This is a genomic window from Rathayibacter sp. VKM Ac-2879 (assembly GCF_015351245.1).
Lineage (GTDB): Bacteria > Actinomycetota > Actinomycetes > Actinomycetales > Microbacteriaceae > Rathayibacter.
Map to the genome: position 1 here is coordinate 977,779 of NZ_JADKSO010000001.1, position 20,825 is coordinate 998,603.

The following is a 20,825-nucleotide window of genomic DNA, read 5'->3' on the forward strand; positions in this document are numbered from 1 at the left end:
AGGCCGCCCCCGTCCTCCGGTCCACGATTGGGCGAACTCCCAGCGAGAGGGGACAATGGCAGTCATGGCTTACGAGTTCGAGCGCACGCAGAGGATCGCCGTACTCGGAGGAGGTCCCGGAGGCTACGAGGCGGCCATCGCCGGCGCTCAGCTCGGCGCCGAGGTCACCCTGGTCGAGCGTGTCGGAGTGGGCGGGTCCGCCGTCATCACCGATGTCGTCCCGTCGAAGTCGCTCATCGCGACGGCGGAGGCGACCAACGCGATCGGCGAGGCCGCCGACCTGGGCGTGCAGTTCTTCACGCGCTCCGAGCAGGACAAGCCCGTGCGGCCGAATGTCGCCGTCAACCTCGCGACGGTCAACAAGCGACTCCTGGGTCTCGCTCGGCAGCAGTCGGAGGACATGCGCGCGAACCTCGTCCACCACGGCGTGCGCATCGTCCAGGGTGACGGTCGGCTCGACGGCGCCAACGCTCTCATCGTGTCGACGGCAGCCGGCGGCGAGGGCATGGACTTCGACCGCATCGAGGCCGACACGATCGTCGTCTCGGTCGGGGCGAGCCCTCGCGTGCTGCCGACCGCGGCACCGGACGGCGAGCGGATCCTCAGCTGGACGCAGCTCTACAACCTCAAGTCCGTGCCCGAGCACCTTATCGTCGTCGGGTCGGGCGTGACGGGCGCCGAGTTCGCCTCCGCCTACCGCGCCCTCGGCGCGCGGGTGACCCTGATCTCATCCCGTGACCAGGTGCTCCCGGGCGAGGACGCCGATGCCGCGGCCGTGATCGAGAACGTCTTCAAGCGCAACGGCATGGTCGTGCTCTCGAAGTCGCGCGCCGATCGTGTCGAGCGCACCGAGAAGGGCGTGCGGGCGGTGCTCTCGGACGGTCGCATCGTCGAGGGCTCGCACTGCCTCATGGCCGTCGGCTCGGTGCCCAACACGGCCGGGATCGGCCTCGAGGACGCCGGGGTGCAGCTGACCGCGTCCGGCCACATCCGCGTCAACCGCGTGGCCCGCACGAGCGTCCCCTCGATCTACGCCGCAGGCGACTGCACGACTTTCCTCCCGTTGGCGTCCGTCGCCGCGATGCAGGGCCGCACGGGCGTGTTCCACGCGATGGGCGACGCCGTGAACCCGACGGAGGTGCGCAACGTCGCGGCCAACATCTTCACGCAGCCCGAGATCGCGACGGTCGGCTGGAGCCAGCGCGAGATCGAGGAGGGGCTCGCGCAAGGGGAGATCTACAAGCTCCCGCTCGCTGCCAACCCCCGCGCGAAGATGATGGGCATCCGCGACGGCTTCGTGAAGCTGTTCGCGCGCACAGGCTCCGGCACGGTCATCGGAGGCGTCATCGTCGCGCCCAAGGCGAGCGAGCTGATCTTCCCGCTCGCCCTCGCCGTCGAGCACCGCCTCACGGTCGACCAGGTGGCGCGGGCGTTCACGGTCTACCCGAGCCTCACCGGCTCGATCTCGGATGCCGCCCGCGCGATGCACATCGTCAGCTGAGTCCACTCCTCGTCTCCGAGGCGCTCGGCGCGACAGAACGTCAGCTGAGACGGGGAGTCGCGCACGATGGCGCGCGAGCGGGCGTCTCAGCCGACGTTGTGCGCGACGGAGCCCGCGCGCCCGCTCAGACGATGCTGAGCAGCACGTGGCCCGCGGGCACGGTCGTGCCCGGCTCGGCCGAGAGAGAGGTGACGACTCCGTCCTTGTGGGCGGTGAGCGGCTGCTCCATCTTCATCGCCTCGAGGACGACGACGAGGTCGCCGGCCGCCACGGTGTCGCCCTCGGCCACGGCGACCTTGACGATGGTCGCCTGCATCGGTGAGGTGACGGAGTCGCCCGTCACCGTGCTCACCGCCGTCGACCCCCGGCGCTTGGGCGATGCGGACGGGCTCGCCGTGCGAGCGGGTGCCGAGCCGGCGAGGTCGCCCGGGAGGGTCACCTCGACGCGGCGGCCGTCGACCTCGACGACCACGCTCCGGCGAGGCGCGGCCTCGGCGATCGCGCCGGGCGCGGCGCCGTGCGGCGGGATCGTGTTGACGAACTCGGTCTCGATCCAGCGTGTGTAGATCGAGAAGGGCGCGTCGCCTACCGGAGCGAAGGCCGGGTCGTCGACGATGGCGCGGTGGAAGGGCAGCACGGTCGGCAGACCGGACACCTCGAACTCCGCGAGGGCCCGCCGCGAGCGCTCCAGGGCCTCTGCTCGGGTGCTGCCGGTCACGATGAGCTTCGCGAGCAGCGAGTCGAAGGAGCCCGAGATGACGTCGCCCGCGACGACCCCCGAGTCGACGCGCACGCCCGGGCCGCCGGGCGCGGAGAACGTGGTGACCGGGCCGGGAGCCGGGAGGAATCCGCGTCCCGCGTCCTCGCCGTTGATCCGGAACTCGAAGGAGTGACCGCGCGGTGCCGGGTCGTCGTAGTCGAGCGCGCCGCCCTCCGCGAGCCGGAACTGCTCGCGGACGAGGTCGATGCCGGTGACCTCCTCCGAGACCGGGTGCTCGACCTGGAGGCGGGTGTTCACCTCGAGGAACGAGACCGTGCCGTCCTTGCCGACCAGGAACTCACAGGTGCCGGCGCCCACGTAGCCGACCTCGCGGAGGATCGCCTTGGAGGCGCGGTAGAGCTCGGCGTTCTGCTCGTCCGTCAGGAACGGCGCGGGCGCCTCCTCGACGAGCTTCTGATGGCGGCGCTGCAGCGAGCAGTCACGGGTCGAGACGACGACGACGGTGCCGTGGATGTCGGCGAGGCACTGCGTCTCGACGTGGCGCGGCTGGTCGAGGTACTTCTCGACGAAGCACTCGCCGCGGCCGAAGGCGGCGACCGCCTCGCGGGTGGCGGAGGCGAAGAGCTCCTCGACCTCCTCGCGCTCGCGGGCGACCTTGAGGCCGCGCCCGCCGCCTCCGAACGCCGCCTTGATGGCGACGGGGAGCCCGTGCTGGTCGACGAACTCGAGCACCTCGGCGGCACCGGAGACGGGGTTGAGTGTGCCGGGGGCGAGCGGCGCGCCCACCTTCTCGGCGACGTGGCGGGCCGAGACCTTGTCGCCCAGACGCTCGATCGCGTCGGGGCTCGGGCCGATCCAGACGAGCCCCGCGGCGAGGACGGCGCGCGCGAAGTCGGCGTTCTCGGCGAGGAACCCGTAGCCGGGGTGCACGGCGTCGGCGCCCGACTGGCGCGCCACCGCGAGGAGCTTGTCGATGACGAGGTAGGTCTCGGCGCTTGTCGTCCCGCCCAGCGCGTACGCCTCGTCGGCGAGGCGGCTGTGCACGGCGTCGCGGTCCTGGTCGGCGTAGACGGCGACGGAGGCGATCCCGCTGTCACGGGCGGCACGGATGACTCGGACGGCGATCTCGCCTCGGTTGGCGATGAGCACCTTCGTAATGCGCGGCATGATCACCCACCCTAGGGGGCGGTCTGCGGATGCCCGTCGCGGCTCACCACAAAGAAGGGCCGACGCTTCGTCGGTTCCTCACAAGCCGGCCGGAGAGTCGGAGCGCGCGCGTCAGCGGTTCCAGAGCGAGGTCCACGGCACCCCGAGCTCGCGCACCAGCGTGCGCACCGCGGGCAGCGACATCCCGATGACGGTGGACGGGTCGCCTTCGACCGCCGTGATGAAGCCTGCCGCGCGGCCGTCGATGGTGAAGGCGCCGGCCACCTCGAGCGGCTCGCCCGTGGCGACGTAGGCGTCGATCTCGTCGTCGTCGATGTCGGCCGCGAAGCTGACCGCGGCCGAGGTGACGACACCGGTCTCGGCGACGACGCTCCCGCCGCGGTGGTCGACCAGCCAGTGGCCCGAGTGGAGGCGCCCGGTGCGCCCACGCTGCGCCCGCCAGCGTTCGCGTGCCCGCTCGGGCTCGTGCGGCTTGCCGTGCACGACACCGTCCAGCTCGAAGGCGGAGTCGCCGCCGAGCACGAGGCCGTCGATCTCGGGCCCGAGCACGGCCCTCGCCTTCGCCCGGGCGAGCAGCGCCACGGTCGCGTCCGCGTCGAGCGGGCCTCCACGCTCGCCCTCGGCGCGGGCGACCTCCGCCGGCTCGTCGACCGAGGACGGGACGACCACCGGTTCGATGCCCGAGGCGCGCAGCAGCGCGAGGCGTGCGGGCGAGGTGGAGGCGAGGTAGAGGCGCATGCGGGCTCCCTGCGGCCGGGCCCACGCTGTGGGATGCTCGACGGATGGCACAGACTCCGTCCCGCGCGTCCGATCGCCCGGCAGGGCACGACGCAGCACTCGGGACCGAGGTCGAGCTCGACATTAGCAATGTCGCCCACGGAGGCGTCTTCGTCGCCCGCCACGAGGGCCGCGTTGTCTTCGTCCCCGACGTGCTCCCCGGGGAGCGGGTGCGGGTGCGGGTGAGCGAGGTGCGTCATGACAGCTTCTGGCGCGGGGAGGCGCTCGAGGTGCTCGACGCCTCCCCGCACCGCGTCGAGCACGTCTGGCCAGAGGCGGCGCTGGAGCGCCGGCCGCAGGAGCGCGCGGGCGGCGCCGAGTTCGGGCACGCCGAGCTCGCGTACCAGCGCGAGCTCAAGCGGATGGTCCTGATCGATTCCTTCGCTCGCTTCGCGCGGCGCGAGGTCGAGGTGGCGGTGTCGCCTCTCGCCGGCGACGATGCCTCGGGTGGTCGCGGGTGGCGCACGCGCAACCGCCTCCACGTCGACGATGCCGGCCGCGTCGGCCCGTATGCGGCGCGCAGCCACCACGTCGTGACGGTGCGGACGCTGCCGCTGGCGACCGCCGCCTCCGCCGCCGTCGCCCCGCTCGACGGCCGCCTGACCCCGGGCTCGGTCGTCGATCTGGTCGACGCCGCAGGCTCCGACGGGGCGGCCGTCCTCGTGCACGACCCCTCCGACAAGCGGGCCAGGAGGGATCGCACGGTCGTCACGGAGTTCGTCGCGGACCGGGCGTTCCGCGTCGATCGCACCGGGTTCTGGCAGGTGCACCGTGGCGCGGCGGCGGTCCTGTTCGACGCCGTCCAGTCAGCGGTCGATCCGGCCTCCGCCGAGGCGAGCGCCGCGAACCACGACCTCTACGGAGGCGTCGGGCTGTTGGCCGCGGCTCTCGCCGATCGTCTCGGTGCGGGGGTGCGCGTCACGAGCGTCGAGAGCGAGGCGCGCGCGACCGAGCACGCCCTCGAGAACCTCGCCGACCACGTCGGTGCCCGTGCCGTGACCGCTCGCGTCGACCGCTACCTGCGCGATGCGATTGCGCAGGCTGATGCGCGCGAGCGCGAGCGCTGGCGGGCCGCTACGGTCGTCCTCGACCCGCCGCGCTCGGGAGCGGGGCGGCCGGTGACGGACGCCCTCGTCGAGCTTGCCCCCGCGCAGCTCGTCTATGTGGCGTGCGATCCCGTCGCCCTCGCCCGAGACGTGGGAGCGCTGACGTCAGGGGGGTACGAGCTCGCAGGCCTCGAGGGATTCGACCTGTTTCCGCACACGTCGCACGTCGAGGCGGTCGCCCGCCTCGTGCGTCGCCCTGCCTGAGCGGTCGCCGGGGGCGGCCCCGCTCGTCGCTACGATGGGGCCTGATGGGAGCGACCGATGACCTCTGAGTTCGCCGCGGATCAACCAGTGCGGGTCGCCATCGTCGACGATCACGAGTCGGTGCGCCTCGGCGTCGCCGCGGCCGTCGAGAGCGCCGGGATGCGCGTCGTCGCGACGGCCGACACGGTCGCCGCGCTCGAGTCGGCCCTGGGAGACGCGGAGATCGAGGTGCTCGTGCTCGACCTCTCGCTCAACGACGGCTCGAGCATCACGGCCAACGTCAAGTGGGGCCAGGTCCGCGGCTCGGCGGTGCTCGTGCACAGCATCGCCGACCGGGTGGTCGCCGTTCGGGAGGCGCTCGCCGCGGGAGCGGCGGGAGTGATCCCGAAGTCCTCGCCCATGTCGACGGTCCTCGCTGCCGTGCGCACGGTCGCGGGCGGCGAGGTGCTGAACAACCTCGAGTGGGCGTCGGCGATCGACGCCGACGACGACTTCGCCCGGGCCGTTCTCGGACGCCGCGAGCGCGACGTCCTGCACCTGTACGCCTCCGGGCTGCCGCTGAAGCTGGTCGCCGATCGCTTACAGATCTCGGTGTCGACCGCCAAGGAGTACCTCGACCGTATCCGCGACAAGTACGTCGAGATCGGCAGGCCGGCGCCGACGAAGGTCGACCTGCTGCGTCGCGCGGTCGAGGACGGCATCCTGCCGGGCATCGACCCGGACGACGGCGATGCCGCCCGCTGACTCCGGTCCGATGACAGGGGCCGCCGAGGCGATCTCGGCGGGCGCCTCCACGCGGGCCCGACCCCACGCGAACCGTGAGCGCATCGACCGCATCATCGGCACCGTCGTGTCGTTCTTCGGTTTCGGCTTCGGCCTGCAGACCGTCCCGCCGATCCTCGGGCAGGTGCCGCTGCTCTACCCCGAGGTCGCCTGGCCGGTGCTCGCGCTCGTGTTCGGCTCGCTCGCGGCCTCGGTCGTCACCGCGGTGCTGCGCCGCGGCATGGCGGTGACCGGAACTCTCGTCGCGCTCGGCATCCTCGTGGCCCTGTTGACGTGGCCCTCGGCCGTTCTGCCCGGCGTGCAGGTCGTCGAGACGCCGTGGATCTGGTATCTGCTGACGATCGGCACCGCCTTCTGCACGATCGTCGCGCCACTCCGGCTCGCGATCGTCTACGCCTGCGGCACGACGGTCCTCTTCGGCGTGCTGCGCGTCACTCCGCCCGGAGGCGGCGCCGAGCCGACGCGCGCGATCCTGGATGCCGTGTACGTCGGGATCGTCGGCATGGCGATGCTCGTGCTCATCACCGTGCTCCGCCAGTCCGCCGACGGGGTCGACCGCGCGCAGGCGACGGCGACCGCCCAGTACGAGGCTGCGATGCGCCAGCACGCGGGCGAGGTCGAGCGCGTGGAGGTCGACGCGCTCGTGCACGACAACGTGCTCGCGACCCTCCTCGCTGCCGCGACTGCCGAGAGTGAGGCCGAGCGAGCCCTCGCCTCCTCGATGGCGCGCCGGACGCTCTCGGTGCTCCTCCCTGACCGCGAGACGGAGCTGGGCGACGGAGAGGTGCCGCTCGAGCGCCTCGAGCGCCAGCTCGCGCACGCGGCTGCCACTTTCGCGGCCGAGGCTCGACTCCGGGTCGCCGAGGGCGTCGACCCTTGGGCGGCGGGTGTGCCGCGCGGGGTGGCGGAGGCGGTGCTCGGCGCGGTCTGGCAAGCGCTCACCAACAGCATCCAGCACGCGGGACCGAACGAGGAAGTGCGGCGCATCGTCCGAGCCGAGCTCGCCGACGGCTCGGTCGCGGTCTCCGTGGAGGACGACGGCCGTGGCTTCCGGCTCTCGGAGGTGCCCCGCGAGCGGCTGGGCATTCGCCTCTCGATCCTCGGTCGGATGCACAATGTGCGCGGCTCGGCGCGGGTCGAGGCGGCCCCGGGTGTGGGCACCCGGGTCGTGCTGGGCTGGCCCGTCGGAGGAACGGCTCCCGTCGAGGTCGTGAAGCCTGCGGAGGGGTCTCCCCGCCGCCGGGCGAGAACGGCGAGAGGGGGCCGCGGGTGATCGCGTATCCGCGCCCGCTACTGTCCGCTCTCGGCGGAGGCTTCTCGCTGTACCACGTGGTGCTCGCCTTCTTCTCGTTCCGCACCTCTCCGGCGACCCCCGCCGACCTGGTCGCCGTCGCCCTGTACTCGCTCGCCACGATCGTCGCACTCTGGCCCGGGTCGACGACCCGGATGAGCGTCCCCGTCGCCGCGGGGATGACCGCCGTCGCCGTGGCGCTGCCGCTCCTGGTCTCCTCGTCGCTCGATCCCGCGGCCTCGAACGGCTATTCCACGTGGTACATCGCTGCGGTCGGCACCCTGATGACGATCGTCTGCGCCCGGCGACGCCCCTGGTGGGCGTGGGCCGGTGTCGCCTTCCTCATCGTCCACACCACGCTGTGGGCGGGTCCGATCGCGCTTGCGACCCTCGGGGTGGTCGGCGGGGTCGCGTGGGTCGCGATCGCCCAGTTGCTCATCATCGAGCTCGGGCGTGCCGGTTCGGAGGCGCGCGTGCTCGAGGCGGCGGAGCGTGCGGCCGTCTCGTGGCGGGCGGCGGAGGAGGCGCATCTCACCGAGCGCGAGGTGCGGCTCGAGCAGACCCGCGCCATCGCCTCCGACATGCTGCGCCGTCTTGCCGCGCCCGGCGCCGGCCTGAGCGATGAGGAGCGCCGGGAGTGTCGGCTGCTCGAGGCCTCGGTGCGCGACGAGATCCGCGGGCGGAGGCTGCTCGACGATGACGTCCGACGGCTCGTCCTCCAGGCCAGGCGTCGTGGGGTGACTGTCTCGATGCTCGACGACGGCGGTCTCGATCACACCTCGGAGGAGGAGGGTCGCCGTGTCCTGGGTGAGCTCGCCCGTGCCCTCGGCGCGATCCGCGAGGGAGTGGACCGCGTGGTCGTCAGGACGGCGTCGGCGGACTCTCCGTCGGCGGTGACCGTCGTCGGGTTGCGGACCGCGGGTGACGGGAGTGCGGGGGCGCTCGGATCGGACGACTCGGCCGACGAGGTCGACCTCTGGGTCGAGATCCGCCGCGACGAGCGCGTGAGCCGGGCCGTGTAGAGGGGCACCCGCCGTGTGAGCGGAGCGGGCGAATCGCCTGGACGCCGGCAATGCGGTTAACGGAGTGCGGCGGGCCGTCCACTCCTCCGAAGAGGGGGCCCGGCCCGCCGTCAAACCCCGAGTGAGGGCAACAACCCGAATATCGCCCTCACTCGCCCCCAACACACCCGCCTGCTTACCCTGGTCGGCGGGTGATTGGCGGTGCCCCTCTCGACGAGCGAGCACCTCACGGGTCAATGATGCTCAGTCTGAGCCTGCCGGGGTAGTCGGCACTTTAGGGGACTAATCGGGGGACAAAATCGGCATCGACGGGCCGATCGGGCCGCATCGGGGGACAAGCGCGGGGGTCAGGCCGAGAAAGAGCGCCAGGCGCCGGGCGCCGGATGCAGCGGCGAGCGCACAGCGGCGGCGCGGTCGTTCCAGCCGCCATGCGGCTCCGGGGGGGCCTCGGAGGCCGGCTCGCCGTGCGCGACGACGGCGGAGACGACGGCGGTCACCGCGGCGAGCTGTCGGGCGTCGAGACCGGGCGTCCTGATGATGACCGCGGGGGCGGAGTCGAGATCGCTCATCCGGTGACGCTATCGCATGCGCTTCGCGACGCGACTCCCCAGAGCCCGATTATGCTGGCGCCGGACCTCGCCGGAGGTCCTCCGCCCTTCCGACTGAGGAGTCCTCCCGCATGCCGACGTGGTTACCGAGGAGCGGCGCCTCCGTCGTCCGCCCCCTGCGGCTGCTGCTCCGGCGTCCCGCGACGGTCGGACTGACGCTCGTCCTCCTCGTCGCGAGCGCCATCGCGGGGACCCTGTTCGGCCCGGCGAGCGCCGAGACGCAGTCCTGGTGGGCGGCGAGCGCCGACACGACACTCGACGGGCGACCGTGGACGGCCGTGACGGCCCTGCTGGTCGCCTCCGACCCGGTGCAGCTCCTGCTCGACGTCGTCCTCCTCCTCGCGATGCTGGTCGCCGCCGAGCATCGGCTGGGCGCGCGCCGCACCGTCGTCGCCTTCCTCCTCACCGGTGCCGTCGGCGCGGCCCTCGGCACCGCGCTGCAGAGCATCGGCGACGCCGCGGGGGAGTGGTGGGCCAGCGACACCATCGGCGACCACACCTTCGACCCGCTCATCGGCGCCGTCGGAGCCCTGACCGCAGCCACCGCGTTCATGGGCGCGCTGTGGCGCCGGCGACTCCGGGTCGCGATCTTCGCCATGGTGCTCATGTTCGTGCTCTATGCCGGCGACTCCGCCGACGTCTACCGTCTTCTCGCAGGAGGTGCCGGGCTCGCCGTCGGCGCGGTCATGGCCAGCGGAGTCGGTGCGCTGCGGCCCCAGCGGCCGGCACGCAGCTCGCACCGGGAGTCGCGCGCTCTGCTGGCGGCCGTCGTCGCCGTGACCGCCATCGGCCCGCTCGTCGCTGTCCTCTCCGACTCCGGGTATGGCCCGTTCTCCTTCCTGGGCAAGCTGCTGCAGAGCGCCTTCACGGGGACGACCGATCTCGAGGACCCGTGCAGCCGCGCCGTGCGCCACTGCGCCCACCACGTGCGCCTCAGCCTTGTCGCCCCGGGGCCGATCTTGCTCACCTTCGTCCCCCTGATCCTCCTGCTCGTCGCGGCCTACGGGCTGCGGTCGGGCCGGAGGCTCGGGCTGTGGCTCGCGATCGGCGTGAACCTCGCGATCGCCGTGCTCGAGATCTTCTCGCTGCAGCGCGCGGCCAGGCACCCGGAGTTCCGCTACTACGCCGAATACCTGCTCTGGGTCGCGACGACCGTGCTCGTCCCCCTCGCCGTCGTCGCGGTGCTGATCGCCGGGAGACGGCACTTCCGGATCCGCGCTCCGCGTCGCGCGACGCGATTGTGGTCGCGGGTCGTCGCGGCGGGCTTCGTCATCACCCTCGGCGGGTATCTCATGCTCTCGTCGAGCGTCCGCACGGGCGGCGAGCCGATAGTGGGGCTTGGGCGCCTCCTCCTCGACGGCCTGCTCCGTTTCGTGCCCGTCAGCTTCCTCGGCGGCGCGGGCCTTCTCGCGGTGCCGCGGCAGCCGCTCGCGCGCTTCGTGTTCGAGTGGGCGGGGCCGATCTTCTGGCTGGTGGTCATCGTGGCGGTGGTGGCCCTGCTGCACGCCACCGACGTCCAGCGGGTGAGGGGAGACGAGGCGCGCTATCGCCATCTCCTCGCGCGCCACGGCGCGGGGAGCCTCGGCCATCAGGGCACGTGGGAGGGCAACGCGCATTGGATCGCGGCCGACGGCGAGGCCGGCGTCGCCTACCGGGTCGTGGGAGGTGTCGCGATCACGCTCTCCGATCCGGCGTGCGCGCCCGAGAGGCGGGCGAGGACCGTGGCCGAGTTCGTGCGTTTCTGCGACGAGCGCAGCTGGACGCCGGTCTTCTACAGCGTCCACGACGAGCTTCTGCCGATCTTCGACGAACTCGGCTGGTCGCGCGTCTCGGTCGGAGAAGAGACGATCATCGAGCTCGGCAATTTCGAGCTGACCGGCAAGCACTGGCAGAAGGTGCGCTATCCGCTCAACCGCGGCATCAAGCTGGGCATCGAGGCCGTCTGGACGAGCTGGCCGGAACTCTCGCTCGGGATGGCCAGCCAGATCGTCGACCTCTCGGAGCGCTGGGTGGCCGAGAAGGCGCTGCCCGAGATGGGCTTCACCCTCGGAGGCATCGAAGAGGTGCGCGACCCGGACGTCGCGCTCCTGCTCGCGGTCGGCCCCGACGGCGTGCTGCAGGGCGTGACGAGCTGGCTGCCCGTGCACCGAGAGGGTCGCATCGTCGGGTGGACCCTCGACTTCATGCGCCGCTCCGATGACGCGATGCCCGGGATCATGGAGTTCCTCATCGCCTCCGCTGCCCTGCACGCGCAGGAGGAGGGCGCCGAGATGCTCTCGCTCTCGGGAGCCCCTCTCGCGACCGCTCCCGTGGCCGAGGGCGAGGAGCCGCCCGAGCCGACGGCTCTCTCGCGGCTGCTCGAGTTCCTCTCGCGCACGCTCGAGCCGGCTTACGGATTCACGTCCCTCTTCCGCTTCAAGGCGAAGTTCCATCCGCGCTACGTCGGCCTCTGGATGGCGTACCCGGACGCGTTGCAGCTGCCGCGGATCGGCGCGGCCCTCGGGCGCGCCTACCTGCCCGACCTCACCGCGCGCGAAGCGCTCGCGTTCGCACGCACGCTCGGCGCCCGCCCCGACGAGAAGGCTGCAGAGCGGCCAGCGGCGAAGACCCCGGAGAAGCCGGCGGGGCCGAACGAGACCGCCGCGAAGGAGCCCGACAAAGCGGGTTGAGCTCCGCTGATTGCCCAACGCGCCGCACGCGTCAGAGCGGGATGTTGCCGTGCTTCTTCGCGGGGAGGCTCGCACGCTTCGTGCGGAGCGCCCGGAGCGCCTTGACCACGGCGACCCGGGTCGCGGAGGGCTCGATGACTCCGTCGAGCTCGCCGCGCTCGGCGGCCAGGAACGGGCTCGCGACGTTATAGGTGTACTCGTTCGCGAGGCGGGTACGCACCGCGGCCACGTCCTCTCCCGCCTCCTCCGCCTTGCGGATCTCGTTGCGGTAGAGGATGTTGACCGCGCCCTGGCCGCCCATGACCGCGATCTCGGCCGTCGGCCACGCGAGGTTGATGTCGGCCCCCAGCTGCTTGGAGCCCATCACGATGTAGGCGCCGCCGTAGGCCTTGCGCAGGATGACCGTGACGAGCGGGACCGTCGCCTCTGCGTAGGCGTAGAGGAGCTTCGCGCCTCGTCGGATCACGCCGGTCCACTCCTGATCGGTGCCCGGCAGGTAGCCCGGCACGTCGACCAGGGTCAGGATCGGGATCGAGAACGCGTCGCAGAACCGCACGAAGCGCGAGGCCTTCTCTCCGGCCTCGATGTTGAGCGTGCCGGCCATCGCGCTCGGCTGATTGGCGATGATGCCCACCGAACGCCCCTCCACGCGGCCGAAGCCGATGACGATGTTGGGCGCGAAGAGGGGCTGCACCTCGAGGAAGTCCCCGTCGTCGACGATGTGCTCGATGACGACGGTGACGTCGTAGGGCTGGTTGGGGCTGTCCGGGATGACCGTGTCGAGGAATCGATCGGCGTCGGTGGACTCGAGGTCGACCTCGCCGTCGAAGACGGGAGTCGGTGAGAGGTTGTTGTCCGGGAGGAACGAGAGCAGGGTTCGCGCGTAGTCGAGTGCGTCGTTCTCGTCGCTCGCGAGATAGTGCGAGACCCCCGAGATCTTGTTGTGGGTGAGCGCACCCCCGAGCTCCTCCATGCCGACGTCCTCGCCGGTGACGGTCTTGATCACGTCGGGGCCGGTGACGAACATCTGGCTGGTCTTGTCGACCATGATGACGAAGTCGGTGAGGGCGGGGGAGTAGACGGCGCCTCCCGCCGCGGGACCGCAGATGATCGAGATCTGGGGGATGACGCCGCTCGCCGCGGTATTGCGGCGGAAGATCTCGCCGTACTTGCCCAGGGCGACGACGCCTTCCTGGATGCGCGCCCCGCCGGAGTCGAGGATGCCGATGATCGGCACGCCCGTCTTGAGAGCGAGGTCCATGACCTTGATGATCTTCTCGCCCGCGACCTCGCCGAGGGAGCCGCCGAAGATCGTGAAGTCCTGCGAGTAGACCGCCACCTGGCGTCCGTGGATCGTCCCCGTGCCGGTGACGACCGCGTCGCCGTAGGGACGCTTCTTCTCCATCCCGAAGGCGTGCGTGCGGTGGCGCACGAACTCGTCGAGCTCGACGAACGACCCCGCGTCGAGGAGGGTGTCGATCCGCTCGCGTGCGGTCATCTTGCCCTTGGCGTGCTGCTTCTCGATCGCCGCCTCGCCGCTGGCCGTGACGGCCTCGTGGTAGCGGTTCCTGAGATCCGCGATCTTCCCCGCGGTCGTGTACAGATCGGGCGCGGGACGTTCGGTGTTCGCGGTCACCCGCTCACCTTACCGGCGGCTTCGAGACCCCCACTTGTCGGGGCGGTACAGCGGACGGCGGCCACTTCGGGAGGATCGCCACAAGCGGCGTCGGTACTGCTTGTGGCGTGCGGGCCTGGGAGGGCCCTCGCGGGAGACGCCGCTACCCTCGGGCCATGCAGCTCCCGCTCTCGCGCTCCGTCTCACCGCACGTCCTCTGGCTCGACAGCGCGGGCTCGACGAACGACGAGCTCCGCGAGCGCGCGATCGCCCGGCCGGAGGCGTGGCCGCACCTGAGCGTCGTCGCCACCACCGACCAGCGGGCCGGCCGGGGGCGGCTCGGCCGCGTGTGGGAGGCGCCTGCGGGGCGCACCCTCGCGGCCTCGACCCTGGTCGACGCCTCCGCCGTGCCGCCGACCGCGCTCGGCTGGCTGCCGTTGCTCGCCGGGGCCGCGCTCGCACGATCGCTCGCGCCGCTCGTGGCGGCCCCCGTGACCGTCAAATGGCCCAACGACGTCCAGATCGACGGGAAGAAGGTCGCGGGCATCCTCGCCGAACGCCTCCCCGACGGGCGGGTCGTCGTCGGCACCGGCGTGAACCTGCTCCTGAGCGCGGAGGAGCTGCCCGTCCCGACGGCGACATCGCTCACGCTCGCCGGGGCGGGGGAGGTGGGCGCCGACACGGTGCTCGCCGGCTTCCTCCGCGAGTTCTCGGCGCTGCTCGCGCCGCTGCTGGCGGGCGACGACGCCTGCCTCGACGCCTCGGCCGAGGCCGTCGGGGCCGTGTGCTCCACGCTCGGCACCCGCGTGCGGGTCGAACTGCCCGGCGGTACGGTCGAGGAGGGTGCGGCCGTCGCTCTCGACGACGAGGGCCGCCTGGTGCTCGAGCGCGACGGTGCGCGTCTGGCGTTCTCGGCGGGCGACATCACCCACCTCCGGTCCTGACGCCGTGGTCCGGCCGCACGACCCTCCCCCGCGCGAGCTCGCCCGGCTGACCCCGCGGGCGCGCGCGACCGTGCTCCCGGTGGCGGGATTCCTCCTGCTGACGTGGGCCGCGTTCTATTTCGCCGCGCAGTTCGAGCTCGCGGTGCAGCGCTGGATCATCGGGGTCGGCACGGCGGTGCTCGTGCTGCTGCTGTGTGCGCCGCCGCTCGTGCGGTGGGCGAGCATCCGCTATCGAGTGACGACCCGCGGGCTGTCCGCGCGTCGGGGGGTGCTGCACGTCCGTCGCGCCGAGCTGGTGTTCGACCCGCGCATGAGTGTCAGGGTCGAGCGGAGTCTCGCCCAGCGGCTCGCCCGATGCGGCGACGTCCGCATCGAGCAGGGCGGGGTGGAGGCGTTCACCGTGCGCGACCTCCCCGACCCCGAGCTCGCGGCCGCGGTGCTGCGCGACGCGATCGCGGCCGCGCCGCCTCCTGCCTGGCCGGCGCCCGAGGAGGCGTGAGCGCGCGGATACCATGGAGCCGCCCCGCGACTGCGGGCGGAGACGGAGGGTGCGCGATGCGTGTCGGCGTGATCGGAGGCGGCCAGCTCGCCCGGATGATGATCCCAGCGGCGGTGGAGCTCGGCATCGAGATCGCGGTGCTGGCCGAGACCGAAGGAGCCCCGGCTGGCCTTGCCGCGACCCGGGTCGGCGACTACCGCGACGCCGAGACCGTGCTGGCCTTCGCCGAGACGGTCGATGTGGTGACGTTCGACCACGAGCACGTGCCGCAGCCGATCCTCCGCGAGCTCGTCGCGCGCGGCGTCGCCGTGCATCCCGGACCCGATGCCCTGCTGTTCGCGCAGGACAAGCTGATGATGCGACGACGGTTGAGCGAGCTGGGCGTCCCCGTGCCGGACTGGGCCGAGGTCTCGTCGCCCGACGACCTCGAGGCGTTCCTCGACGAGCACGGCGGACGTGCGGTCGTCAAGACGGCGCGGGGCGGCTACGACGGCAAGGGCGTGCGCGTGGTGCGCGGTGCACACGACGTCGACGACTGGTTCACGGCGCTCGCCGAGGACGGCCGCGGCGGCTCGCTGCTGGTGGAGGAGCTCGTCGAGTTCCGCCGCGAGCTCGCTCAGCTGCTGGCCCGGCGTCCCTCTGGCGAGAGCATCCTCTGGCCCGTCGTCGAATCGGTGCAGCGCGAGGGAGTCTGTGCCGAGGTGATCGCGCCGGCTCCCGCCTCGGCAGGCCGCGTCGCCATGGCCGCCGCCGAGATCGCCGAGACGATCGCCGAGAGCCTCGGCGTCACCGGCGTCCTCGCCGTCGAACTGTTCGAGACGACCGACGAGCGGATCCTCGTCAACGAGCTGGCGATGCGCCCGCACAACAGCGGCCATTGGAGCATGGACGGCTCGACCACCTCGCAGTTCGAGCAGCACCTGCGTGCGGTCCTCGATCTGCCGCTCGGCGCGACAGGCTGCCGCGAGCGGTGGGCCGTGATGGTCAACGTCCTCGGCGGGCCGGTGGGGGAGTCGCTGACGGACCGCTATCCGCAGGCGCTGGCCCACCATCCCGCCGTGAAGGTGCACAACTACGGCAAAGAGACCCGGCCGGGCCGCAAGGTCGGACACGTCACGGCGACGGGCGAGGAGCTCGACCTGGTGGTGTACGAGGCGCGCGCCGCAGCGGCTCTTCTCACGGACTGACACCTATCATGGGGCGCGTGACGCGCCACAACCCTGCACCCGACTCCTCCGGAGCCCTCTCGTGAGCGCGGAGGCGCTGGTCAACGGGCCGTCGCCGCTCGTCGGCGTCGTGATGGGCTCGGACTCGGATTGGTCGGTCATGCAGGCCGCCTCGACCACGCTCAGCGAGTTCGGCGTCGCGCACGAGGTGCGTGTCGTCTCGGCCCATCGAACCCCCGAGGCGATGATCCGCTACGGGCGCGAGGCCCGCGGGCGCGGGCTGAGGGCGATCGTGGCCGGGGCCGGAGGAGCGGCGCACCTGCCCGGCATGCTCGCGGCCGTCACCCCCCTCCCCGTGATCGGCGTGCCGGTGCCGCTCGCGCGGCTCGACGGGCTCGACTCCCTCCTCTCCATCGTCCAGATGCCGGCGGGCGTGCCCGTCGCCACGGTCTCGATCGGAGGCGCCCGCAACGCAGGACTGCTCGCGGTGAAGATCCTCGCGACCTCCGACGACGCCCTCTCGACGAGGCTCGAGGCGTTCGCCATCGAGCTGGAGGCGCAGGTCGAGGCGAAGAACGCGGCGCTGGTGGCGGGTCTGTGACGGCGGTCTCGCTGCCGCTGCGGCACCCGGACACCGGCTCGACCCGCTTCATGACGAGGCGGGCCTGGTGGCTCCTCGCCGCGAACGTCCTCGTGCCCGGATCAGCGCAAGTCCTGGCCGGCAACCGTCGCCTCGGACGGCTGGGCCTCGGCTTCACCCTCGTGCTCTGGATCGCGGTCGTCCTCGCGGTCGTCCTCTACTTCGTCTTCCCCACAGGTCTCTACACGCTCGCGACCTTCGATCTCTCGATGCTCGCGCTGCAGGCCGCGCTCGTGATCTACGGCGTCGTGTGGCTGGTCCTCACCCTCGACACGCTGCGACTGCTTCGCGTCGTGCGCGTGCGACCCCGGATGCGCGGCGTGCTCGCCTTCGCGACCATCGCGCTGCTCGCTGTCTCGGTCGGGACCACCGCTTACGCCACGTATCTCGTCGGGGTCACCCGCGGCACGCTCTCGTCGATCTTCGGAGGCGGGACGATCGCGCAGCCCATCGACGGTCGCTACAACATCATGCTCCTCGGAGGCGACGCGGGCGCCGATCGCGACGGGCTGCGGCCGGACAGCGTCTCGGTCGTGAGCATCGACGCCTCGACCGGGAAGGCGTCGATCATCGGCGTCTCGCGTGAGTTCATCGACTTCGACTTCCCCGAGTCCAGCCCGATGCATGCCCTGTACCCCAACGGCTACGACACCGACAACTGCGCCGTCGACGTGTGCAAGCTCAACTCCGTCTACACCGAGGTCGAGCTCAAGCATCCCGATCTCTACCCGAACGCGGTCGCCGACGGCAGCGAGCCCGGGATCGAGGCGACCCGCGACGCGGTCGAGGGGATCCTCGGCATCCCCCTCCAGTACTACGCGCTCATCGACATGGAGGGCTTCGCGCAGCTGATCGATGCGCTCGGCGGCATCGACATCGACTACGTGGCCGACCAGCCGCTTCCGCTCGGCGGGCTGCCCGACTCCGACGGCGTGATGCAGGGCGTCAACCAGTGGATCGATCCGGGCCACTGGCACTTCAACGGCGAGCAGGCCCTCGCCTACGCGCGCTCCCGCTACACCACGAGCGACTACGACCGTATGAAGCGCCAGCGTCAGGTCCAGGAGGCGCTGCTCGCGCAGTTCGACCCAGCCAACGTCCTCGCGAAGTTCCAGGACGTCGCGGCGGCCGGCTCGCAGGTGATCAAGACCGATGTGCCGCAGGGGATGCTCGGCTACTTCGTGCAACTGGGGATCAAGACGAAGTCGCAGCCCGTCGACCCGATCGAGCTCGTGCCGCCCGCGGTCGACCCGGAGCACCCCGACTACGACGTCGTGCACTCCCTCGTGCGGCAGGGGCTGTTCCCCGACGCGTCCCAGTAGGCCCTCTCGCGCGTGGCCGGCCGGCTCAGAGGTCGGCGTGCAGCGCCCAGACGCGCTCGGCCGAGTCTCGCCAGCTGAAAGCGCGCGAGCGGTCGCGGCCGGCGACCGACATCCGCTCGCGCAGCCCCGTGTCGGCGAGCACGCTCGTCATCGCGAGCGCGAGTCGCTCGGGGTAGTCCTTCGCGTCGGCACGCTCGACCGCGACTCCGGCGTCGGCCGCCACCTCGAGCAGGGCGGGGTCGTCGGAGTGGATGACGGGCACCCCGAAGTGCATCGCCTCGAGCACGGGCAGGCCGAAGCCCTCGGCGATGCTCGGGTACACGAAGAGGGTCGCCCGGTCGAGCACCACCGCGAGGTCCGCGTCGCTGAGCACCCCGAGGCCGCGGACACGCGACTCGTCGAGGCCCTGCTCGTCGGCGACGGACGCGATGTCGAGGTCGCCCCAGCCCGTCGGGCCGACGACGAGCAGCGGGATCGCCGGGGCGGAGGCGCTACCGAAGGCGGCGATGAGCGCCACGAGCCCCTTGCGCGGCTCGAGCGTCCCGACACTCAGGACGTACTCCGACGGCAGCCCGAGCGCCTCGGCCCGTTCGTTCGCGTCGTCCGGGAGCACGAGACCCGAGCCGACGGCTCCTCCGATCACCCGGAGGCGATCGCCGAAGTCCATGACCTGCGAGAGCTGCTGCGCGACCGCATGGGTCGGCACGACCACCGCGTCCGCGTACGTGCGAGCGCGTTTGGCCATCGAGCGGTGCCACTTCGCCCCGTGGGGCGTGAGGGTCTCGGGATGCGTCCACGGGACCGTGTCATGGATCGTGACGGCGATCTGCTCGCCCTCCCGGCCCTCGTGGTTGCGCAGCGGCGCGAAGAGGCTGGGTGCGTGCACCATGCCTCCGCCCGCGGGGATGCCGATGCCGTACTGCCAGGCCCGCGAGAGCTCGCGTCGTCCCAGCGGCAGCCGGTGGAGACGTGCCAGGCCGGGGAGGCGCTCGCGCAGCTCCTCCTCCTTCTCGGGCGGATGGGCCGAGATGATCCCTTCCACCTCGCAATCGCGCGGCGCAGTGGCGATGAGTTCCCGGGTGAGCTCGGCGGTGTAGCGGCCGATACCGCCGGGAACGCGCGCGAGCAACTGGTCGACGACGACCCGCAGGGTCGTGGTCACGGCGTCACCGTCGCGAGCGGTGCGGCATCGAGCGCCTCCTGCCAGCTGCGCAGAGGAGCCAGACCGGCGCGGCTCCAGCCGTCGTGACCGAGCACCGAGTAGGCAGGCCGCGGCGCCGGGCGCACGAAGGCGCCGCTATCGGTCGGCCGGATGCGGTCGGGGTCGAGCCCGACCTTGTCGAAGACGGCGCGGGCGAAGCCGAACCAGGTCGTCTCTCCGGCGTTGGTGCCGTGGTACACGCCCGCGGGCGCGTCCGCGTCGACGAGATCGACGAGGCGCGCAGCCAGATCGCCGGTCCAGGTCGGCTGACCGCGCTGGTCGTCGACCACGCTGAGGGTGTCGTGGGAGGCGGCGAGACGCACCATGGTCTTCGCGAAGTTCCCGCCGTGGGCCCCATAGAGCCAGGCGGTGCGCACGATGTAGCCGCGCTCGGGGTTCAGGCTGAGCACGAGCTCCTCGCCTTCCGCCTTGGTGCGGCCGTACGCCGAGATCGGCTCGCGGGGGTGACCCTCCGCGTAGGGGCTGGTCGCCGAGCCGTCGAAGACGTAGTCGGTGGAGACCTGGACGAGCGCCGCGCCGATCTCGGACGTCGCCCGGGCGAGGTTGCCGGCGCCGACCGCGTTGACGAGGCGTGCCTGCTCCTCGTCGCTCTCGGCGTCATCGACGCGGGTGTAGGCGGCGCAGTTGATCACGGCGTCGTGCCCTGCGACGGCAGCGCGGACGGCGTCGAGGTCGGTGACGTCGAGATCGCCGCGGCCGAGCGCGGTGACGGGTCGATCGCCGAGGGCGGAGCGGAGGTCGGTGCCGAGCATGCCGGAGGCGCCCGTGATGAGGAAGGTCACCCCGTCATCATGCCGGAGCGTCGTGCGTGAGCGCGCCCGGCGCACCGCGCAGCGGCGGGCGGCGATGCCTCGAACGGGTGTACATGCGCGAAACACGCTCTCGTTACACTGACGTCCGTGCAGATCCGTGAGCTCGATATTCCCGACGTCTACGAAGTGACTCCGCGCCAGTTTCCCGACGACCGGGGGGTGTTCTACGAGTTCTACCGCTTCGACCGTTTGGCCGAGAAGGTGGGCCACCCGTTGTCGCTGCGACAGGGCAACACCTCGGTGTCTCGACGGGGCACCGTGCGGGGGATCCACTTCGCGCAGATCCCGCCGTCGCAGGCGAAGTACGTGTCGTGCTTCTCGGGCGCTGTCCTCGACTACGTCATCGACGTCCGTGTCGGCTCGCCGACCTTCGGCCGGTGGGAGTCGATCCTGCTCGACGACGTCGACCGCCGCTCTGTCTACATCGCCGAGGGCATCGCGCACGCCTTCGTGGCCCTGACCGAGGGCGCCGTCGTCTCCTACCTCGTCAGCTCCACCTTCGACCCGGTGCGCGAGAAGGGCATCGATCCGCTCGACGAGCAGATCGGCCTGCGCTTCCCGGAAGAGGCGGGTGAGCTGCTGCTCTCGCCCAAGGACACCGACGCTCCCACGCTCACCGAGGCCGAGGCGGCCGGCATCCTCCCCACCTGGGACGAGGCCCGCGCGTTCTACGCCGGGCTCGATGCGGTGGTGGTGTCGTGAGGGGGATTGTTTTGGCGGGGGGGTCGGGGTCGCGGTTGTGGCCGATCACGAAGG

Annotated in this window: 19 protein-coding genes; 13 read left to right on the plus strand and 6 right to left on the minus strand. The window is 71.9% G+C overall.

Features of this window, described 5'->3' with window-relative positions:
- Window positions 1-64 precede the first annotated feature (64 nt).
- Window positions 65-1,501 carry an NAD(P)H-quinone dehydrogenase gene (locus ITJ45_RS04860; RefSeq protein WP_194607654.1) on the plus strand — a complete coding sequence of 479 codons (1,437 nt, stop codon included), beginning with the start codon at window positions 65-67 and terminating at the stop codon, window positions 1,499-1,501.
- A 124-nt stretch (window positions 1,502-1,625) separates the two neighbouring features.
- On the opposite strand, the gene ITJ45_RS04865 is transcribed toward ITJ45_RS04860, so the two are convergent.
- Window positions 1,626-3,389, minus strand: a complete 1,764-nt coding sequence (locus tag ITJ45_RS04865) for an acetyl/propionyl/methylcrotonyl-CoA carboxylase subunit alpha (protein WP_194607655.1) — start codon at window positions 3,387-3,389, stop codon at window positions 1,626-1,628.
- 111 nt (window positions 3,390-3,500) lie between these two features.
- Window positions 3,501-4,127, minus strand: a complete 627-nt coding sequence (locus tag ITJ45_RS04870; protein ID WP_194607656.1) for a Maf family protein — start codon at window positions 4,125-4,127, stop codon at window positions 3,501-3,503.
- Between the two features lie 44 nt (window positions 4,128-4,171).
- On the opposite strand from ITJ45_RS04870, the gene ITJ45_RS04875 reads away from it, so the two are divergent.
- From ITJ45_RS04875 to ITJ45_RS04890, 4 genes are read left to right on the plus strand one after another with little or no spacing between them, the layout of a single operon-like run.
- A complete protein-coding gene (locus ITJ45_RS04875; protein ID WP_194607657.1) occupies window positions 4,172-5,476 on the plus strand; it encodes a class I SAM-dependent RNA methyltransferase in 1,305 nt (434 codons plus the stop codon).
- A gap of 57 nt (window positions 5,477-5,533) precedes the next feature.
- Complete coding sequence (locus ITJ45_RS04880) at window positions 5,534-6,220, plus strand: response regulator transcription factor (RefSeq protein ID WP_194607658.1); 687 nt, start codon at window positions 5,534-5,536, stop codon at window positions 6,218-6,220.
- Entirely contained in the window at window positions 6,207-7,532 is a 1,326-nt protein-coding gene (locus tag ITJ45_RS04885) for a sensor histidine kinase (protein WP_194607659.1), read from the plus strand. The genes ITJ45_RS04880 and ITJ45_RS04885 overlap by 14 nt, the downstream gene beginning before the upstream one ends.
- Complete coding sequence (locus tag ITJ45_RS04890; RefSeq protein ID WP_194607660.1) at window positions 7,529-8,572, plus strand: hypothetical protein; 1,044 nt, start codon at window positions 7,529-7,531, stop codon at window positions 8,570-8,572. Before ITJ45_RS04885 ends, ITJ45_RS04890 begins: the two co-directional genes overlap by 4 nt.
- 347 nt (window positions 8,573-8,919) lie before the next feature.
- Here ITJ45_RS04890 and ITJ45_RS04895 read toward each other — a convergent pair whose 3' ends face one another.
- Complete coding sequence (locus tag ITJ45_RS04895) at window positions 8,920-9,141, minus strand: acyl-CoA carboxylase epsilon subunit (protein ID WP_194607661.1); 222 nt, start codon at window positions 9,139-9,141, stop codon at window positions 8,920-8,922.
- 110 nt (window positions 9,142-9,251) lie between these two features.
- On the opposite strand from ITJ45_RS04895, the gene ITJ45_RS04900 reads away from it, so the two are divergent.
- Window positions 9,252-11,849, plus strand: a complete 2,598-nt coding sequence (locus ITJ45_RS04900) for a bifunctional lysylphosphatidylglycerol flippase/synthetase MprF (protein WP_194607662.1) — start codon at window positions 9,252-9,254, stop codon at window positions 11,847-11,849.
- 31 nt (window positions 11,850-11,880) lie between these two features.
- Here ITJ45_RS04900 and ITJ45_RS04905 read toward each other — a convergent pair whose 3' ends face one another.
- The gene (locus tag ITJ45_RS04905; RefSeq protein ID WP_194607663.1) at window positions 11,881-13,485 is read right to left on the minus strand and encodes an acyl-CoA carboxylase subunit beta; all 1,605 of its coding nucleotides are present in this window, start codon (window positions 13,483-13,485) and stop codon (window positions 11,881-11,883) included.
- A gap of 155 nt (window positions 13,486-13,640) precedes the next feature.
- Here ITJ45_RS04905 and ITJ45_RS04910 point away from each other — a divergent pair, with 155 nt between their 5' ends.
- From ITJ45_RS04910 to ITJ45_RS04930, 5 genes are all read left to right on the plus strand, one after another.
- A complete protein-coding gene (locus ITJ45_RS04910) occupies window positions 13,641-14,408 on the plus strand; it encodes a biotin--[acetyl-CoA-carboxylase] ligase (RefSeq protein ID WP_194607664.1) in 768 nt (255 codons plus the stop codon).
- 4 nt (window positions 14,409-14,412) lie between these two features.
- A complete protein-coding gene (locus ITJ45_RS14305; protein ID WP_194607665.1) occupies window positions 14,413-14,907 on the plus strand; it encodes a PH domain-containing protein in 495 nt (164 codons plus the stop codon).
- 56 nt (window positions 14,908-14,963) lie between these two features.
- A complete protein-coding gene (locus tag ITJ45_RS04920; RefSeq protein ID WP_194607666.1) occupies window positions 14,964-16,094 on the plus strand; it encodes a 5-(carboxyamino)imidazole ribonucleotide synthase in 1,131 nt (376 codons plus the stop codon).
- A 112-nt stretch (window positions 16,095-16,206) separates the two neighbouring features.
- Window positions 16,207-16,674, plus strand: coding sequence for a 5-(carboxyamino)imidazole ribonucleotide mutase (gene purE, locus ITJ45_RS04925; protein ID WP_194607758.1), 468 nt, complete (start codon window positions 16,207-16,209; stop codon window positions 16,672-16,674).
- Window positions 16,671-18,035, plus strand: a complete 1,365-nt coding sequence (locus ITJ45_RS04930) for an LCP family protein (RefSeq protein ID WP_323742864.1) — start codon at window positions 16,671-16,673, stop codon at window positions 18,033-18,035. The genes purE and ITJ45_RS04930 overlap by 4 nt, the downstream gene beginning before the upstream one ends.
- A 25-nt stretch (window positions 18,036-18,060) precedes the next feature.
- On the opposite strand, the gene ITJ45_RS04935 is transcribed toward ITJ45_RS04930, so the two are convergent.
- Together ITJ45_RS04935 and rfbD are read right to left on the minus strand one after the other, a co-directional pair.
- Window positions 18,061-19,197 carry a glycosyltransferase family 4 protein gene (locus ITJ45_RS04935; RefSeq protein ID WP_194607667.1) on the minus strand — a complete coding sequence of 379 codons (1,137 nt, stop codon included), beginning with the start codon at window positions 19,195-19,197 and terminating at the stop codon, window positions 18,061-18,063.
- Window positions 19,194-20,039, minus strand: coding sequence for a dTDP-4-dehydrorhamnose reductase (gene rfbD, locus ITJ45_RS04940; protein ID WP_194607668.1), 846 nt, complete (start codon window positions 20,037-20,039; stop codon window positions 19,194-19,196). The genes ITJ45_RS04935 and rfbD overlap by 4 nt, the downstream gene beginning before the upstream one ends.
- A gap of 117 nt (window positions 20,040-20,156) precedes the next feature.
- Between rfbD and ITJ45_RS04945 the strand changes: the two genes are divergently transcribed.
- Both ITJ45_RS04945 and ITJ45_RS14440 read left to right on the plus strand, forming a co-directional pair.
- On the plus strand, window positions 20,157-20,771 hold the full coding sequence (locus ITJ45_RS04945; protein ID WP_194607669.1) for a dTDP-4-dehydrorhamnose 3,5-epimerase family protein: 615 nt from the start codon (window positions 20,157-20,159) through the stop codon (window positions 20,769-20,771).
- Window positions 20,768-20,825, plus strand: a 58-nt coding sequence (locus tag ITJ45_RS14440; protein WP_194609138.1) for a sugar phosphate nucleotidyltransferase, incomplete at its 3' end; no start/stop codon positions are given. The genes ITJ45_RS04945 and ITJ45_RS14440, both read left to right, overlap by 4 nt.

Excerpts from the sequence above, each read along its gene's own strand:
- ITJ45_RS04860 (WP_194607654.1), top strand. The coding sequence starts at position 65 with ATGGCTTACGAGTTCGAGCGCACGCAGAGGATCGCCGTACTCGGAGGA.
- ITJ45_RS04920 (WP_194607666.1), top strand. The coding sequence starts at position 14,964 with ATGCGTGTCGGCGTGATCGGAGGCGGCCAGCTCGCCCGGATGATGATC.
- ITJ45_RS04875 (WP_194607657.1), top strand. The coding sequence starts at position 4,172 with ATGGCACAGACTCCGTCCCGCGCGTCCGATCGCCCGGCAGGGCACGAC.
- ITJ45_RS04910 (WP_194607664.1), top strand. The coding sequence starts at position 13,641 with ATGCAGCTCCCGCTCTCGCGCTCCGTCTCACCGCACGTCCTCTGGCTC.
- ITJ45_RS04885 (WP_194607659.1), top strand. The coding sequence starts at position 6,207 with ATGCCGCCCGCTGACTCCGGTCCGATGACAGGGGCCGCCGAGGCGATC.
- purE (WP_194607758.1), top strand. The coding sequence starts at position 16,207 with ATGGGCTCGGACTCGGATTGGTCGGTCATGCAGGCCGCCTCGACCACG.
- ITJ45_RS04900 (WP_194607662.1), top strand. The coding sequence starts at position 9,252 with ATGCCGACGTGGTTACCGAGGAGCGGCGCCTCCGTCGTCCGCCCCCTG.
- ITJ45_RS04865 (WP_194607655.1), bottom strand. The coding sequence starts at position 3,389 with ATGCCGCGCATTACGAAGGTGCTCATCGCCAACCGAGGCGAGATCGCC.
- ITJ45_RS04880 (WP_194607658.1), top strand. The coding sequence starts at position 5,534 with ATGACCTCTGAGTTCGCCGCGGATCAACCAGTGCGGGTCGCCATCGTC.
- ITJ45_RS04895 (WP_194607661.1), bottom strand. The coding sequence starts at position 9,141 with ATGAGCGATCTCGACTCCGCCCCCGCGGTCATCATCAGGACGCCCGGT.
- ITJ45_RS04870 (WP_194607656.1), bottom strand. The coding sequence starts at position 4,127 with ATGCGCCTCTACCTCGCCTCCACCTCGCCCGCACGCCTCGCGCTGCTG.